13 protein-coding genes are annotated in these 16,898 nt (G+C 72.4%); 11 read left to right on the forward strand and 2 right to left on the reverse strand.

The annotated features are described in order from the left end of the window. Positions 1-87 precede the first annotated feature (87 nt). The gene (locus tag SCA03_RS00715; RefSeq protein WP_086814815.1) at positions 88-2,289 is read right to left on the reverse strand and encodes an MMPL family transporter; all 2,202 of its coding nucleotides are present in this window, start codon (positions 2,287-2,289) and stop codon (positions 88-90) included. 117 nt (positions 2,290-2,406) lie between these two features. Here SCA03_RS00715 and SCA03_RS00720 point away from each other — a divergent pair, with 117 nt between their 5' ends. The 10 genes from SCA03_RS00720 to SCA03_RS00765 all read left to right on the forward strand — a co-directional run bounded on the left by SCA03_RS00720 (position 2,407) and on the right by SCA03_RS00765 (position 15,143). Continuing rightward, positions 2,407-3,057 carry a TetR/AcrR family transcriptional regulator gene (locus SCA03_RS00720; RefSeq protein ID WP_030878969.1) on the forward strand — a complete coding sequence of 217 codons (651 nt, stop codon included), beginning with the start codon at positions 2,407-2,409 and terminating at the stop codon, positions 3,055-3,057. Between the two features lie 254 nt (positions 3,058-3,311). After that, the gene (gene hpnC, locus SCA03_RS00725; protein ID WP_086814817.1) at positions 3,312-4,214 is read left to right on the forward strand and encodes a squalene synthase HpnC; all 903 of its coding nucleotides are present in this window, start codon (positions 3,312-3,314) and stop codon (positions 4,212-4,214) included. Between the two features lie 7 nt (positions 4,215-4,221). Then, positions 4,222-5,184, forward strand: a complete 963-nt coding sequence (gene hpnD, locus SCA03_RS00730) for a presqualene diphosphate synthase HpnD (protein ID WP_230988421.1) — start codon at positions 4,222-4,224, stop codon at positions 5,182-5,184. 116 nt (positions 5,185-5,300) lie between these two features. Further along, positions 5,301-6,764, forward strand: coding sequence for a hydroxysqualene dehydroxylase HpnE (gene hpnE, locus SCA03_RS00735; protein ID WP_086814818.1), 1,464 nt, complete (start codon positions 5,301-5,303; stop codon positions 6,762-6,764). Beyond that, on the forward strand, positions 6,751-7,914 hold the full coding sequence (locus SCA03_RS00740; protein ID WP_078872945.1) for a polyprenyl synthetase family protein: 1,164 nt from the start codon (positions 6,751-6,753) through the stop codon (positions 7,912-7,914). The genes hpnE and SCA03_RS00740 overlap by 14 nt, the downstream gene beginning before the upstream one ends. Positions 7,915-7,970: 56 nt before the next feature. Next, positions 7,971-9,971, forward strand: coding sequence for a squalene--hopene cyclase (gene shc, locus SCA03_RS00745; protein ID WP_030878955.1), 2,001 nt, complete (start codon positions 7,971-7,973; stop codon positions 9,969-9,971). Continuing rightward, on the forward strand, positions 9,971-10,618 hold the full coding sequence (locus SCA03_RS00750; RefSeq protein ID WP_030890711.1) for a phosphorylase family protein: 648 nt from the start codon (positions 9,971-9,973) through the stop codon (positions 10,616-10,618). The genes shc and SCA03_RS00750 overlap by 1 nt, the downstream gene beginning before the upstream one ends. Positions 10,619-10,625: 7 nt before the next feature. Beyond that, positions 10,626-11,645, forward strand: coding sequence for an adenosyl-hopene transferase HpnH (gene hpnH / locus SCA03_RS00755; protein WP_030878950.1), 1,020 nt, complete (start codon positions 10,626-10,628; stop codon positions 11,643-11,645). Positions 11,646-11,766: 121 nt separating this feature from the next. Beyond that, on the forward strand, positions 11,767-13,764 hold the full coding sequence (gene dxs, locus SCA03_RS00760; RefSeq protein WP_086814819.1) for a 1-deoxy-D-xylulose-5-phosphate synthase: 1,998 nt from the start codon (positions 11,767-11,769) through the stop codon (positions 13,762-13,764). Further along, positions 13,761-15,143 carry an aspartate aminotransferase family protein gene (locus tag SCA03_RS00765; RefSeq protein WP_030878944.1) on the forward strand — a complete coding sequence of 461 codons (1,383 nt, stop codon included), beginning with the start codon at positions 13,761-13,763 and terminating at the stop codon, positions 15,141-15,143. Before dxs ends, SCA03_RS00765 begins: the two co-directional genes overlap by 4 nt. Before the next feature lie 108 nt (positions 15,144-15,251). Here SCA03_RS00765 and SCA03_RS00770 read toward each other — a convergent pair whose 3' ends face one another. Then, positions 15,252-16,046: a tyrosine-protein phosphatase gene (locus tag SCA03_RS00770; protein WP_030890704.1), complete on the reverse strand. Its 795-nt coding sequence runs from the start codon at positions 16,044-16,046 to the stop codon at positions 15,252-15,254. A gap of 118 nt (positions 16,047-16,164) precedes the next feature. On the opposite strand from SCA03_RS00770, the gene SCA03_RS00775 reads away from it, so the two are divergent. Next, entirely contained in the window at positions 16,165-16,824 is a 660-nt protein-coding gene (locus SCA03_RS00775; RefSeq protein ID WP_086814820.1) for an alpha-ketoglutarate-dependent dioxygenase AlkB family protein, read from the forward strand. Positions 16,825-16,898 lie beyond the last annotated feature (74 nt).

Genomic DNA, 16,898 nt, shown 5'->3' on the forward strand with positions numbered 1-16,898 from the left:
CCGGCGCGCACACACCGAGGCCCCCGCCCGGCACGGCGGGGGCCTCGGTGTGTGACAGGGGCCGGACGGCCGCGGCGACCGGAGGGCTCAGACCCCGCTCGGCACCCGCTCCTCGTCGCGGGCCGAGCCGTCGGCGTCGTTCTCCCGCAGCCCGGCCTTCTCGTGCAGCCGCCGCAGCGGCCCGGGCGCGTACCAGGCGGCGCGGCCCAGCAGCCGCATCGCCGCGGGCACGAGCACACCGCGCACCGCCACCGCGTCGATGAGGATGGCGAGCCCGCTGCCCAGGCCGAACATCTGGAGGAACGAGACGTTGCCGGTCCCGAAGGCGAAGAAGCTGACGGCCAGCAGCCCGGCGGCCATGGTCACGATCCGGCCGGTGCGCGAGAGCCCGCCGGTCACGGCCTCGCGTCCGGTGACACCGGCGTCGTGCAGCTCCTTGATGCGGCTGGTGACGAACACCTCGTAGTCCATGGACAGCCCGAAGACGATGCAGAACATCAGGACGGTCATCGAGGTGTCCATCGGCATCGGCGTGAAGCCCAGCAGCGAGGCCAGATGCCCGTCCTGGAAAATCCAGACCATCGCCCCGAGGGACGCGGTCAGGCTGACGGCGTTGAGCACCAGCGCCCGCAGCGGCTGGAGGAGGCTGCCGGTGAACAGGAAGAGCAGCACGAAGGTCGAGCCGACGATCCACCCGGCGGCGGCCGGCAGCCGCGCCCCGATGGACTCCTTGGAGTCGATCAGCTGCGCGTCCCTGCCGCCGACCAGCGTCCGCGTCGACCCGGGCCCCGGCAGATCACGGATCGCCCGCACGAGGTCCTGCGCCTCCTGCGAGGCCGGCGCGGTCCTCGTCGTGACCGACAGCCGGTGCACCCCGTCCCGGACGAACCGCTCCGGCTGCCCCGGCCCCTGTGCCGCCCGGCCGCCGCTGTGCACACCGGCCTCGGACTCGACGCGTACGACGCCGTCCAGCCGGGAGAGCCGCGCGGCGTATCCCGCCACGTCCCGGGCGGTGGCCCGCCCCTCGGCGACCACGGGCACCCCGCTCGTGGCGTTGCCGGCGAAGTCCTCCTGGAGGGCGGTCTGCACCTGCCGGCTCTCCGCCTTCTCGGGCAGCACCCGCTCGTCCGGTACGCCGAACGAGGCGCCCAGCAGCGGGCTCGCCGCGACCAGCAGCACGGCCAGCACGGGCAGCGCGGTGAGCGCCGGCCGCCGCATGACGGCACCCGCGACCCGCCCCCACAGCGGCGCGTCGGCCCGCCGCACGGCATCGGCCCAGGGCAGCCGCCCCTTGTTGACCCGGCGCCCCAGCACGGCGAGCAGCGCGGGCACCACGAACAGCGCGGCGAGGGCGGCGATGACCACGACCCCTATGCCGGCATAGGCGAACGACCGCAGGAAGAACGGCGGGAAGAGCAGCAGCGCCCCGAGCGCGGCGACGACGGTGGAGGCGGAGAACGCGATGGTGCGGCCCGCGGTGCGCACGGTGGTCAGCAGCGCCTGCCCGGTGTCGTCTCCCGCGGCCAGCCGTTCGCGGAAGCGGCTGACCAGGAGCAGCCCGTAGTCGATCCCCAGCCCCAGGCCGAGCGCGGTCGTCAGATTGATCGCGAAGACGGAGACATCGGTGAGGCTGCCCAGGACGTACAGCTCGGCGAAGGTCCCCAGCACGGCGACGATGCCGATCGCCAGCGGCAGCAGCGCCGCGACGACGCTGCCGAACGCGATGACCAGCAGGAGCAGCGTCACCGGCACGGCGATCGCCTCGGCCACGGCCAGGTCCTTCGACACCTGGTCGCTGATGTCGTGGTTGAGCGCCGCCGCACCGCCGGCCCGTACGGAGACGGAGTCGCGGTCCCCGGTCCAGCGTGCGCCGACGTCGGCGACGGTCTCCTCGTCGTTCAGGTCGACATGGGCGAGGACGAGCGCCTGGGTGCCGTCCCGCGAGGTCAGCCGGGAGCCGCCGGGCCCCCAGTAGGAGGCCACCTGGGTGACCCCGGGCTCCTTCCGCAGCCCCTCGGTCAGCTTCCGCCCGGCCTGTTCGGCCCGCGGCGAGTCGAGTCCGCCGTCGTGCGGGCGGACGAGCAGGACGAGGTTGCTCTCGCCCCCGAACTTCTCGTCGATCACGTCCTGCGCCCGTGAGGAGGGCGAGCCGGGATCGTCGAATCCGCCGCCCTGGAGCTTGCCGAAGGCGCCGGAGCCCACGGCGGCGAGGGCCACGACGGCGAGGAAGGTCACCGTGAGCACGGCCCGCGCGCGGCGGTGGGTGAGGTGGGCAATGCGTTGGAGCACGTGATGATCCCCCGGTTCGCAGACGGACGCACGGCCGTGCGAGCCGCCATGTTTACAGCGTCAACATGGAGCATGGCATGGGATGTTTACCCCGTCAACATCGGGCAGGATGGAGGTATGCCGGAGCACAGGAGCGGTAAGCCGCGCTACCACCACGGAGATCTGCGCAACGCCTTGGTGCGAGCGGCCGTCGACCTGGCACGGGACGGCGGACCCGAAGCGGTCGTCCTCCGCGCCGCCGCCCGCCGGGTCGGCGTCTCGGCCACCGCCGCCTACCGACACTTCTCCGGCCAGTCCGACCTCCTCGCGGCCGTCAAGGACCACGCGCAGCAGTGCCTCGTCGCCGCCATGGAGGAGAGCCGCGAGGGAATCCGCGGCGAGGGCGTCGAGGCGGCCCGGGAGGGGGTCAAGGCGCTCGGCCGCGGCTACGTCCGCTTCGCGCTGCGCGAGCCGGGCCTCTTCCGCTCCGCCTTCTGCGGCACCGTCGACCCCCTCGGAGCGGACGCCGCCGGGCCGCCGCACGGCGGGCAACACCACCCGCAGGTCCGCTCGTTCCAGATGCTCACCGAGAGCCTGGACGCGCTCGCCGAGGCCGGCGCGCTGCCCGCAACACGCAGACAGGGCGCCGAGTTGAGCGCCTGGGCGATGGTGCACGGAGTCGCCGTCCTGATAATGGGCCGCCATCTCGGCGAACTGACGCAGGAACAGACGACGCAGGTGGTCGAGCGCGCCTTCGACGATCTCGTCGCCGGACTCGCCGCCCCCTGAGCACCACCCCGCCACCTGGGCCGATCCCCTCGCCCCCGGACCCGTCGACGGCGGAATGAAACCCCTCGCGTATGGGGTTGATGTACGGCGTAAGCTGTTTCGGTGCTGAAGGCGGCAAGTCGGGCGCCGGAGCGGCGGCTGACGGCTGCCGTGGTGCGCTTTCGCAGGCCAGCGCAGGCGGCGTGTCCGAAATAAGATGTTCGGGTGCAGCGGTGTAGAAACGGAGATGTGACGGCAATGGCCATGGGCAGCACGTGGTGACCGCGGAGGAGAACGCGTACGCGCGCGCTGTGCTCTCCAAGGCCGGCCGCGAGAACTTCCCGGTGGCGCCCCGCTTCCTTCCCCGGTCCTGGCGGGACGATCTGATGGCCGTCTACGGATTCGCCCGCCTCGTCGACGACATCGGGGACAGCGATCTCGAATCCCCGCACACACACGCACTCGCCCTGGGACTGCCGCCCGATCAGGCGCACGACCCCCTCGCGATGCTCGACGCGTTCGAAGCCGATGTGCGCCGCGTCTTCACCCGTACGGGTACCGAACCCGGCCATCCCCTGTTGCAGGCGCTCGTCCCCACGGTGCGCCGCCGCGAGTTGACGCCCGATCCGTTCCTCGCCCTGATCGAGGCCAACCGGCAGGACCAGAAGGTCCGCCGCTACGCCACCTACGCCGACCTCCTCGCCTACTGCGAGCTGTCCGCCAACCCGGTGGGGCACCTGGTCCTCGCCCTCACGGACACCGCGACGCCGGAGCGGGTGCGGCGCTCGGACGCCGTCTGCACCGCGTTGCAGATCGTCGAACACCTCCAGGACGTCGCCGAGGACCTCGCCCGGGACCGCATCTACATCCCGGCGCAGGACATGGACCGCTTCCGGGTCGACGAGGCGGACCTCGCCGCACCGACGGCCAACGCCTCCGTCCGCACGCTGATCGCCTTCGAGGCGGAGCGCGCACAGGGGCTGCTGGATGAGGGGATGCCGCTCGTGCGCAGCGTGCACGGCCGGCTGCGACTGCTGCTCGCCGGCTTCACCGGCGGAGGACGCGCCGCTGTGGGCGCGCTGCGGACGGCGCGATACGACGTACTGGCAGGAGCCCCCAAGGCGGGCGCGCCGCGCGTGCTGCGCGCCGCCTTGGCGAGCCTGCGTGGAGAGGGGTGACGGGAACGTGGACGGAAGGGACCTGTTCAGAACGCGGCCCACGCAGCAGCCGCCGCCGCAGGTGGCCGCCGCGTACCGCTACTGCGAGGCCGTCACGGGTCAGCAGGCGCGCAACTTCGCCTACGGCATCCGGCTGCTCCCCCCGGGGAAGCGGCAGGCCATGTCGGCGTTGTACGCCTTCTCGCGCCGGGTCGACGACATCGGCGACGGCAGCCTGGAGACGGCGGCGAAGCGGGAGCGGCTGGAGGAGACCCGGGAGCTGCTCGGCCGCGTCAAGGACGGCGGCGTCTCCTGGGACGACACCGACCCGGTCGCCGTCGCCCTCACTCACGCCTCGCGGGTCTTCCCCCTGCCGCTCGACGCGCTGGACGAACTGATCGACGGCGTTCTGATGGATGTTCAGGGCGCGACGTACGAGACCTGGGACGAGCTCAAGGTCTACTGCCGGTGCGTGGCCGGGGCCATCGGGCGGCTGTCCCTCGGCGTCTTCGGTACCGTGCCCGGCGCGCGCGAGGCCGCCCGCGCTCCCGAGTACGCCGACACCCTCGGTCTGGCCCTCCAACTGACCAATATTCTCCGGGACGTCAGGGAAGACGCGGAGGGCGGACGCACGTACCTGCCCGCGGAGGATCTGGAGAAATTTGGCTGTTCTGCGGGCTTCGGCGGCGACACGGTGCCGCCCGGTGCCGACTTCACCGGGCTGGTGCACTTCGAAGTACGCCGCGCCCGCGCCCTGTTCGCCGAGGGCTACCGGCTCCTCCCGATGCTCGACCGCCGCTCCGGCGCCTGCGTCGCCGCGATGGCCGGCATCTACCACCGGCTGCTCGACCGCATCTCCGCCGACCCCGGCGCCGTGCTCCGCGGCCGGGTGTCGCTGCCCGGCCGGGAGAAGGCGTACGTGGCGGTGCGCGGGCTGTCGGGGTTCGACGCGCGGCTGGTCTCCCGTCAGGCGACGCGGCGGAGCGCGTAATGCAGGCGACGCGGCGGAGCGCGTAATGGCCCTCGGCCGGGCAACCCACCGTACGGTCCCGGCGTCCCAGCGGGCGCGGACTTCGGGCGACAGCAGGATCCAGGGGAGGAGCACGGATGACGGCCGACGCGGCGCACGACGTGCGGCCCGGTGACCGGCCCGCGGCACGGCGCGCGGTGGTCCTCGGCGGGGGCATCGCCGGGACGACCGCCGCCTTGCTGCTGGCCGAGGCGGGGCTGGAGACGACGCTCGTGGAGACCAGGCCCCGGCTGGGCGGGCTCGCCTTCTCCTTCCGCCGCCACTCGGCGGCCGGTGAACTGACCGTCGACAACGGCCAGCACGTCTATCTGCGCTGCTGCTCGGCCTACACCTGGTTCCTGGAGCGGCTGGGCGCCCTCGGTCTCGCACCGTTGCAGGACCGTATGGAGGTGCCGGTGCTGGACGCCGGAGGGGAGCGGCTGCGGGCCGGGCGGCTGCGGCGCACCCAGGCCCCCGTCCCGCTGCACCTGGCCGCCGGGCTGGCCACCTACCCCCATCTCTCCCTGCTGGAGCGGGCCTCGGTGGGCCGGGCGGCGCTCGCCCTGAAGCGGCTCGACCCGGCCGATCCGGCCCTGGACGGCATCGACTTCGGCACCTGGCTGCACCGGCACGGCCAGTCCCCGCGCGCCGTCGAGGCGCTGTGGGACCTGGTGGGGACGGCGACGCTCAACGCCCGGGCGCCCGAGGCGTCGATGGGCCTGGCCGCCAAGGTGTTCAAGACCGGTCTGCTGACCGACCCCGGTGCCGCCGACATCGGCTGGTCCCATGTGCCGCTCGGCGACATCCACGACGTCATGGCGGGCGCCGCGCTGGAGAAGGCCGGGGTGCGCACGCTGCTGCGGACCCGGGCGCGCGCGGTCGCGCCGGACGACGAGGGCGGCTGGCGGGTCCGTGTCGAGCAGGGCGCCGGCGGCGCGGAGGAGCTGACCGCCGGAACGGTTGTTCTCGCCGTCCCGCACCGCGAGGCGCACGGGCTGCTTCCCGAGGGGGCGCTCACCGAGCCGGACCGCCTCCTGGAGATCGGTACCTCGCCGATCCTGAACGTGCATGTGATCTACGACCGCAAGGTGCTGCGGCGGCCGTTCTTCGCGGCGCTGGGCACCCCCGTCCAGTGGGTCTTCGACCGTACGTCCGCCGCCGGGCTCTCCGGGGGCGGCCAGTACCTCGCGCTGTCCCAGTCCGTGGCGCACGAGGAGATCGACCTGCCGGTCGCGACGCTGCGCGAGCGGTATCTGCCCGAACTGGACCGGCTGCTGCCGGCGGCGCGCGGCGCGCGGGTGCGCGACTTCTTCGTGACGCGGGAGCGCACCGCCACTTTCACTCCTGCCCCCGGCGTCGGCCGGCTGCGCCCGCCGGCGCGCACCGCGGCGCGCGGTGTCTTCCTCGCGGGCGCGTGGACCGCCACCGGCTGGCCCGCGACCATGGAGGGCGCGGTGCGCAGCGGAGCCGAGGCCGCGCGGGAAGCACTCGTCACGCTGGGCCGTCCGTACGGCAAGGCCCCGGTCCCCGGTATCGAAGGAAGGGCCCATGAGCACCATTGACGCGGCCGGCACGGCCGGCACGGAAGCACCGCACGGAGGAGAAGCAGTGACCTCGGCGAATTCGGCGAACTCGGGGTCCGCGGGTGAGCACCTCGCGGGCGGGACGGCCGGCACCGACAGCGTGCACGCGCTGCTGGAGCGCGGGCGGACGCTCGCAACTCCCGTGCTGCGCACGGCCGTCGACCGGCTGGCGCCTCCGATGGACACCGTCGCCGCCTACCACTTCGGCTGGATCGACACCGAGGGACGGCCGTCGGCCGCCGACGGCGGCAAGGCGGTGCGGCCGGCGCTGGCCCTGCTGTCGGCCGAGGTGGCGGGCGCGAAGCCCGAGGCGGGCATCCCCGGGGCCGTCGCCGTGGAACTGGTCCACAACTTCTCGCTGCTGCACGACGATCTGATGGACGGCGACGAGCAGCGCCGGCACCGCGACACCGTCTGGAAGGTGCACGGTCCGGCCCAGGCCATCCTCGTCGGCGACGCGCTGTTCGCGCTCGCCGGCGAAATACTGCTGGAGCCGGGAACGCCGGAGTCGGGCCGCGCGATGCGCCGGCTCACCCTGGCGACGCGCCGGCTCATCGACGGCCAGGCACAGGACATCTCCTACGAGCACCGGGACGTGGTCACGGTGGAGGAGTGCCTGGACATGGAGGGCAACAAGACCGGCGCGCTGCTGGCCTGTGCCGCCTCCATCGGCGCCGTGCTCGGCGGCGCCGACGACCGTACGGCCGACGCGCTGGAGTCCTACGGCTACCACCTGGGGCTCGCCTTCCAGGCCGTGGACGACCTGCTGGGCATCTGGGGAGACCCGCAGGCGACCGGCAAGCAGGCGTGGAGCGATCTGCGGCAGCGCAAGAAGTCGCTGCCGGTGGCCGCCGCGCTCGGTTCGGACGGTGAGGCCGCCATGCGGCTCGCGGAGCTGATGGCGGCGGATGCCAAGAAGACCCAGGAGGAGTTCGAGGACTTCGACGAGGCGGAGTTCGCCCAGCGGGCGGCCCTGATCGAGCAGGCCGGAGGCCGCGAGTGGACCTCGCAGGAGGCCCAGCGCCAGCACGAGCAGGCGCTCGCCGCGCTCGAACCGGTCGAGATGCCGGGGCGGGTGCGCGAGCAACTCGCGGCGCTGGCCGACTTCGTCGTCGTCAGACAGAGGTGACATTCTTGGCAGGCCGCTTAGATCCGATCATTTCGGACACTTCGAAAGGAGAAGCGATGACAGCCACGACGGACGGACCCGCTGGACCCGGCGTCTCCGGAACGAAGAACACGGACCGCGACACTCCCACGGCCCCGGCTCCCCAACGCGAGGAGCTGACCGCCGTAGCGGAGCGGACCACGGCCCGCGCCGTCGATCATCTCCTCGCCCGCCAGGACGAAGCGGGCTGGTGGAAGGGCGATCTGGACACCAACGTCACCATGGATGCCGAGGATCTCCTGCTGCGCGAGTTCCTCGGCATTCGGGACGAGAAGACCACCCGGGCCGCGGCCCGGTGGATCCGCTCCCAGCAGCGGGAGGACGGCACCTGGGCCACCTTCTACGGCGGCCCCGGCGAACTGTCCACCACCATCGAGGCGTACGTCGCCCTCAAGCTCGCCGGGGACGAGCCGGAGGCGCCGCACATGACGAAGGCCGCCGCGTGGGTACGCGAGAGCGGCGGCATCGCGCGCAGCAGGGTCTTCACCCGGATCTGGCTGGCCCTGTTCGGCTGGTGGCGCTACGAGGACCTGCCGGAGATGCCGCCGGAGGTCATCTTCTTCCCCAAGTGGTTCCCGCTCAACATCTACGACTTCGGCTGCTGGGCCCGGCAGACGATCGTGCCGCTGACCATCGTCTCCGCCTTCCGCCCGGTCCGCCCGGCGCCCTTCGCACTGGACGAGCTGCACCGCGACCCCGCACGGCCCGTCCCGCCGGCCCGGCTGGCGCCCGCGAACAGCTGGGACGGCGCCTTCCAGCGCATCGACAAGGCGCTGCACGCCTACCGGAAGGTCGCCTCCCGCCGGCTGCGCCGGGCCGCCATCAAGGAAGCCTCGCGCTGGATCATCGAGCGGCAGGAGAACGACGGTTGCTGGGGCGGCATCCAGCCCCCCGCCGTCTACTCGCTCATCGCCCTGCGGCTGCTCGGCTACGACCTGGAGCACCCGGTGATGAAGGCCGGGCTGGAGTCCCTCGACAGGTTCGCCGTCTGGCCCGACGCCGAGACACGGATGGTCGAGGCGTGCCAGTCCCCGGTCTGGGACACCTGTCTGACGGCCATCGCGCTCGCCGACGCCGGGCTGCCGCGCGATCACCCCGCGCTGGTCAAGGCCGCCGACTGGATGCTCGGCGAGCAGATCGTCCGGCCCGGCGACTGGTCGGTGCGGCGGCCCCGACTCCAGCCCGGCGGCTGGGCGTTCGAGTTCCACAACGACAACTACCCGGACATCGACGACACCGCCGAGGTCGCGCTGGCGCTGCGCCGGATCGCGCACCCCGATCCGGAGCGCGTCGACCGGGCCGTCGAGCGCGCCGTGCGCTGGAACCTGGGCATGCAGTCCGGCAACGGCGCCTGGGGGGCCTTCGACGTCGACAACACCAGCAAGTTCCCCAACCGGCTGCCGTTCTGCGACTTCGGCGAGGTCATCGACCCGCCCTCCGCCGATGTCACCGCGCACGTGCTGGAGATGCTCGCCGCCGAGGGGAAGCAGGGCGACCCCCGGGCACGCAGGGCCATCGCCTGGCTGCTGGCCGAACAGGAGTCCAATGGAGCCTGGTTCGGGCGCTGGGGCGTCAACTACCTCTACGGCACGGGCTCCGTGCTCCCGGCGCTCGTCGCCGCCGGCCTGCCCGTCTCGCACCCCGCGATCCGCCGGGCCGTCGGCTGGCTGGAGAGCGTCCAGAACGACGACGGCGGCTGGGGCGAGGACCTGCGCTCCTACATCGACGCCGAGTGGGTGGCCAACGGCACCTCCACCGCCTCGCAGACCGGCTGGGCGCTGATGGCGCTGCTGGCGGCGGGGGAGCGGGACGGCAAGGCCGTCGAACGCGGCATCAACTGGCTGGCGGAGACCCAGCAGGAGGACGGGTACTGGGACGAGCCGTACTTCACCGGCACCGGCTTCCCCTGGGACTTCTCCATCAACTACCACATGTACCGGATGGTCTTCCCCCTCACCGCCCTCGGCCGCTATCTGCACGGGGACGGGCTGGAGCGCCTCGCGGGGCGGGACGCCTGATGGACACCTCCGGCGACCCAGGTCCGCTGCTCGTCGCGTGCGCGCTCGGCATCGAGCACGCCGCGCTGCGGCGCGGGCCGGGCCGCCGGAGCAGCGGTGACCCGAACGGCCCAACACTGCTGCGCAGCGGCATGGGGCCGCAGGCGGCCCGGGCCGCCGTCACCCGTGCCCTGGCCGAGGAGCCGGTGGTAGGCGGCACCGCCGTGCTGGCCACCGGCTTCTGCGCGGGGCTCGCCCCCGGGATGCGGCCGGGCGACCTCGTCGTCGCGGAGGAGACCCGCCACCCCGGTGGACGCACCCCGACCACCGCCACCGAGCTGCTGTCCGCCGCGCTGCGGCCGCACGGCACCGTCCACACCGGCCCGCTCCTCGGCAGCGATCACGTGGTGCGCGGCGCCGAGCGGGCCGCGCTGCACGCCACCGGAGCCGTCGCCGTCGACATGGAGTCGGCCGCGACCTTGGACGCCGCCCGCGCGGGCGCGGCGCGTCGTCCGGTTGCGGCTGTGCGGGTGGTGGTGGACGCTCCGGGGCATGAACTGATTCGTATCGGCACACTGCGAGGTGGAATATCGGCATTCCGTATGCTGCGCGGCGTTCTGCCCGCATTTCTTGAATGGCACCGATCCTTGTTGCTCCCCTGGAGGTGAGCCAGTAATGGCCATGCCACTGCGCCAGACCGTTCGTATCGGGACCTATCTCTTTCAGCAGAAGCTCCGCAAGCGTGACAAGTTCCCGCTCATCGTGGAGCTGGAGCCTCTTTTTGCGTGCAATCTCAAGTGCGAGGGATGCGGGAAGATCCAGCACCCGGCCGGCGTGCTCAAGCAGCGGATGCCGGTGGCGCAGGCGGTCGGTGCCGTGCTGGAGTCCGGGGCTCCCATGGTCTCCATCGCGGGCGGCGAGCCGCTGATGCATCCGCAGATCGGCGAGATCGTGCGGCAGTTGGTCGCCAAGCGCAAGTATGTCTTCCTGTGCACCAACGCGATGCTGCTGCGCAAGAAGATGGACCAGTTCAAACCCTCGCCCTACTTCGCGTTCGCCGTGCACATCGACGGGCTGCGGGAGCGGCACGACGAATCCGTCGCCAAGGAAGGCGTTTTCGACGAGGCCGTCGAGGCGATGAAGGAGGCCAAGCGGCGCGGCTTCCGTGTCACCACCAACTCCACCTTCTTCAACACCGACACCCCGCAGACCGTCATCGACGTCCTCAACTACCTCAACGACGAGTTGAAGGTGGACGAGATGATGATTTCGCCCGCCTACGCCTACGAGAAGGCCCCCGACCAGGAGCACTTCCTGGGCGTCGAGCAGACCAGGGAGCTGTTCCGCAAGGCGTTCGCCGGCGGCAACCGCTACCGCTGGCGGCTCAACCACAGCCCGCTGTTCCTGGACTTCCTGGAGGGCAAGGCCGACTTCGACTGCACGGCGTGGGCGATCCCCAACTACTCGCTGTTCGGCTGGCAGCGGCCCTGCTATCTCATGAGCGACGGCTACGTGCCCACGTACCGGGAGCTGATCGAGAAGACCGACTGGGACAAGTACGGCCGCGGCAAGGACCCGCGCTGCGCCAACTGCATGGCCCACTGCGGCTACGAGCCCACCGCCGTCATGGCGACCATGGGCTCGCTCAAGGAGTCCCTGCGGGCCGCGCGCGACACGGCCATCGGCCCCAAGTAGCCCGGACCCACCGACACATCCAGTTCTCCGGCGCACGGGCCCGCCTCGGCGGCGCCGTGCTCCGGTACCACCTTTTCCGTGCCGCCCGGGCGCCGGGCGCACGGAGAACAGGGGGGCCACCATGTCCTTGTTGGAATCCCTGGACGGGCCACGCGGCCTCGACGCGCTGAACGACCAGCAACTGGCCGAACTCGCCGACGAGATCCGCCGGTTCCTCGTCCACGCCGTCTCCCGCACCGGCGGCCATCTCGGACCGAACCTGGGGGTGGTGGAGCTGTCCATCGCCCTGCACCGGGTCTTCGCGTCACCGGCCGACCGGATCCTGTGGGACACCGGGCACCAGTCCTACGTCCACAAACTGCTCACCGGTCGCAAGGACTTCTCCAAGCTGCGGCTCAAGGGCGGCCTCTCCGGCTACCCCTCGCGGGAGGAGTCACCGCACGATGTCATCGAGAACTCGCACGCCTCCACGGTGCTCGGCTGGGCCGACGGCCTGGCGAAGGCCAACGAGGTGCGCGGCAGTGACGACCACGTCGTCGCCGTCATCGGGGACGGGGCGCTCACCGGCGGAATGGCCTGGGAGGCGCTCAACAACATCGCCGCCGCGAAGGACCGTCCGCTCGTCATCGTCGTCAACGACAACGAGCGCTCGTACGCGCCGACCATAGGGGGGCTCGCCAACCATCTCGCCACCCTGCGCACCACGGACGAGTACGAGCGGGTCCTGGAGTGGGGCCGGGAGATGCTGCGGCAGACGCCGGTGGTGGGCCGGCCGCTGTACGACGGGCTGCACGGGGCCAAGAAGGGGTTCAAGGACGCCTTCGCGCCGCAGGCTCTGTTCGAGGACCTCGGGCTGAAGTACATCGGGCCGGTCGACGGGCACGATCTCGGCGCCGTCGAGTCCGCGCTGCGCCGGGCCAAGCGGTTCGGCGGCCCCGTCCTCGTCCACTGCCTCACGGAGAAGGGCCGCGGATTCGAACCGGCGCTGGCGGACGAGGCCGACCACTTCCACAGCGTCAGCCGTATCGACCCGGTCACGGGCGAGCCCGTCGAGCCGTCCGCGGGGCGGTCGTGGACCTCCGTCTTCGGCGCCGAGATGGTGCGGGTCGGAGCCGAACGCCCGGACGTCGTCGCGGTGACGGCGGCCATGCTCCAGCCCGTGGGCCTGGCCGGGTTCGCGGACGCCTACCCGGAGCGGGTGTACGACGTCGGGATCGCCGAGCAGCACGCGGTGGTCTCCGCCGCCGGGATGGCGACCGGCGGGCTGCACCCGGTGGTGGCGGTCTACTCCACCTTCCTCAACCGGGCCTTCGACCAGGTCCTGATGGATGTCGCGCTGCACCGCTGCGGGGTGACGTTCGTGCTGGACCGCGCGGGCATCACCGGGCCGGACGGGCCCTCGCACCACGGGATGTGGGACCTGTCCCTGTTGCAGGTGGTGCCCGGGCTGCGGATCGCGGCGCCGCGCGATGCCGAGCGGCTGAGCGAGGAGCTGTCCGAGGCGCTCGACGTGGACGACGCACCGACCGTGCTGCGGCTGCCCAAGGCCACGGTGGGCGAGCCCCTCGCCGCCCTGCGCCGGGTGGGCGGGGTGGATGTGCTCGCCGAGGGCGCACGCCGGGACGTGCTGCTGATCGCCGTCGGGGCGATGGCCCCCGGCTGTCTGGAGGCCGCCGGGCTGCTGGCCGAGCGGGGGACCGGTGTGACGGTCGTCGATCCGCGGTGGGTCAAGCCGGTGGACCCGGCGCTGGTCGAACTGGCGGCGGAGCACCGGGCGGTGGCCGTCGTCGAGGACAACGTCCGTACGGGCGGGGTGGGTTCGGCGGTGGACCAGGCGCTGCGGGACGCCGGGCTGGACATGCCGCTGTGCTCGCTGGGGATGCCGGAGAGCTTCGTCCCGCACGGCAAGCGGGCCGAACTCCTGGCCGAGCTGGGGCTGACCCCGGTGGAGATCGCCGGGCGGATCGGCGCCCGGCTGGCGCCTCCCGAGGAGCGGGAGGAGGCCGCGGAGTCCGGGGAGGCCCGCGGACGCGGGGAGGACCGTCGTGCGGGCGGCGGCCGGCGCGCGGATGCGGACGGCACCGGCGGCGTCCGTACGAACGAAGGGAGCATGGCGTGACCGGCTTCGACCTGGCGAAGCTGCTGGCCGAACGGGGCGAGGAGCGCTATGAGCTCCACGCGCGGTACCTCAACCACCAACTGCCGCGCATGCTGCGGACCATCGGCTTCGACAAGGTCTACGAACGGGCCGAGGGCGCCTACTTCTACGACGCCGAGGGCAACGACTACCTCGACATGCTCGCCGGGTTCGGCGTCATGGGCCTGGGCCGCCACCACCCCGTCGTACGGCAGGCGCTGCACGACGTGCTGGATGCGCAGACGGCCGATCTCACCCGGTTCGACTGCCAGCCGCTGCCCGGGCTGCTCGCCGAGCGGCTGCTGTCGTTCGCACCGGGCATGGAGCGGGTCTTCTTCGGCAACAGCGGTACCGAGGCCGTCGAGACGGCGTTGAAGTTCGCCCGGTTCGCCACCGGCAGACCCCGGGTGCTCTACTGCGACCACGCCTTCCACGGGCTGACCACCGGCTCCCTCTCCGTCAACGGCGAGGCGGGCTTCCGCGACGGCTTCGCGCCGCTGCTGCCCGACACCGCCGTCCCGCTCGGCGATCTGGAGGCGCTGCGCGCCCAGTTGCGCAAGGGCGATGTGGCCGCGCTCGTCGTCGAACCCATCCAGGGCAAGGGCGTGCACGAGGCCCCGCCCGGCTATCTGCGTGCGGCCGGGGAGCTGCTGCACAAGCACGGGGCGCTGCTCATCGCCGACGAGGTGCAGACCGGGCTGGGGCGTACCGGGGACTTCTTCGCCTACCAGCACGAGGACGGGGTGGACCCGGACCTGGTGTGCGTGGCCAAGTCGCTCTCGGGCGGCTATGTGCCGGTGAGCGCCACGCTGGGCAAGGAGTGGATCTTCAAGAAGGTGTACTCCTCGATGGACCGGGTGCTCGTCCACTCGGCGAGCTTCGGCGCCAACGCCCAGGCCATGGCAGCGGGCCTGGCCACGCTCGCCGTCATGGAGGACGAGCGCATCGTCGAGAACGCGCGCCGCACCGGGGATCTGCTGCGGGAGCGGCTGTCGGCGCTGGTCGACCGGTACGAGCTGCTGTACGAGGTGCGGGGCCGGGGCCTGATGGTGGGCATCGAGTTCGGCAAGCCCCGCTCGCTGCGGCTGCGCAGCCGGTGGACGATGCTCCAGGCGGCGCGCAAGGGGCTGTTCGCGCAGATGGTGGTGGTGCCGCTGCTGCAACGGCACCGGATCCTCACCCAGGTCTCGGGCGACCATCTGGAGGTCATCAAGCTCATCCCGCCGCTGGTGGTGGGCGAGCCCGAAGTGGAGCGCTTCGTCTCGGCGTTCACGCAGGTCATGGACGATGCCCACAGCGGGAACGGGCTGATGTGGGACTTCGGCAGGACGCTGGTGAAGCAGGCGCTGGCGAACCGCTGACGCCACGCGGGCGGCGGGCCCGGCCGGTGCGCCGGGGCCGTCGCCTGTCCGGCCTGTCCGGGGCCGATGGGCCCGCCGGGTGTCCTGCGGCCGGGCGGAGCCGTCGGGTCAGTCCTCCAGCATGCGCGAGCGCAGCCGGTCGCGGGTCTGCGGCTCCAGGCGCAGGCCCTTGAGCAGATAGGTGTCGACGTCGCCCCAGGTCTCGTCGATCGCGGTGAAGGCCGCGTGGAGGTAGGCGGCCCGCGCGTCGAAGAGCGGCGCCAGCAGCTCCATGACCTCCGGGGACATCCCGGCGCTGGACTTCTCGCTGCGGTGCACCCGGTACCGCCGGTGTGCGGCGTTCGACTCCAGGTAGTCCGCCTCGATGGCGCCCCTGTCCACGCCGAGCGCCAGCAGACTGATCGCCACGGCCAGGCCGGCCCTGTCCTTGCCGGCCGCGCAGTGCATCAGGGCCGGGACGCTGTCCTCCGCCAGCGCGTGCAGGATGCGGCTGTGCTCGGCCGTACGCGCGCCGATCATGGAGCGGTAGGAGTCGGTCATCCGGGCGGCGGCACGGCCCTCGCCGAGCAGCTCGCGCAGCTGCTGGAGTTCGCCCTCGCGGACCATCTGCCAGAACTCCTTGCCGCTGGCCGGGTCGCTGAGCGGGATGTTGAGGTTGCGCACCCCCGGCAGCTCCACGTCCGGGCCCTCCATGGCCTGGTCGGCGGCGTTGCGGAAGTCGAAGACGGTGTGCAGCCCGAGGCCGCCGAGGTAGGCCGCGTCCTCGTCGGTCGCGTGTGCCAGGTGGCCGCTGCGGTAGAGGACGCCCTTGCGTACCCGCCGGCCGTCCACGGTGGGCAGCCCGCCCACGTCACGGAAGTTGCGGACACCGGACAGCAGCGTCTCGGCGGGCTCCTGGCTCACGGGGGCTCCTCGGATGTGCGACGACCGTTCGTTCGACCATACGGCATGAGTGCCGGGGGCAATCATCCCCTCGTACCGCCCCGGGCGGCCACCGTCCGGCACGGGCGACCATGGAGTCGTGAGCACCGACGAGCTGTTCCCCGCACCTCCGGCGCAGATCGCCCCGGGCGCCGTCCACCTGCCCGGATGGCTGGACGCCGCCGCCCAGCGCGAGCTGCTGCGGGCGGCCCGGGAGTGGGCCCTGCCGCCGGCCGGGCTGCGCACCGTGCGGATGCCGCGCGGCGGTGAGATGTCCGTGCGCCAGCTGAGCCTCGGCCGCCACTGGTTCCCCTACGGCTACGCCCCCACGGTGGTCGACGGCGGGGGAGAGCCGGTGAAGCCGTTCCCGGAGTGGCTGGGGGAGTGGGCGCGTGCCGCGGTGCGGGACGCGGCCGCCGTGGCGGACGGGCTCGTCCCCGGGGAGGCCCCGGCGTACGACATCGCGCTGGTGAACTTCTACGACGCGGCGGCGCGCATGGGCATGCACCGGGACAGCGACGAGCGGTCGCAGGCGCCGGTGGTCTCCTTCAGCCTCGGCGACTCCTGTGTGTTCCGCTTCGGGAACACGCACGCGCGTGGCAGGCCCTGGTCCGACACCGTGCTGCGCAGCGGGGACGCCTTCGTCTTCGGCGGGCCGGGGCGCATGGCCTACCACGGGGTGCCGCGTACCGAGCCGGGCTCGGGGCCGGAGTGGCTGGGGTTGCGCGGGCGGATCAATGTGACGGTGCGGGAGTTTTGAACACCGGCCGGTACGGGGCGAGTTGGGGACAGCCACGACGTCAACCGGAAACCCGGTTTCTTCACTCGTTCGAA

Source organism: Streptomyces cacaoi, from assembly GCF_006539165.1.
GTDB lineage: Bacteria > Actinomycetota > Actinomycetes > Streptomycetales > Streptomycetaceae > Streptomyces > Streptomyces cacaoi.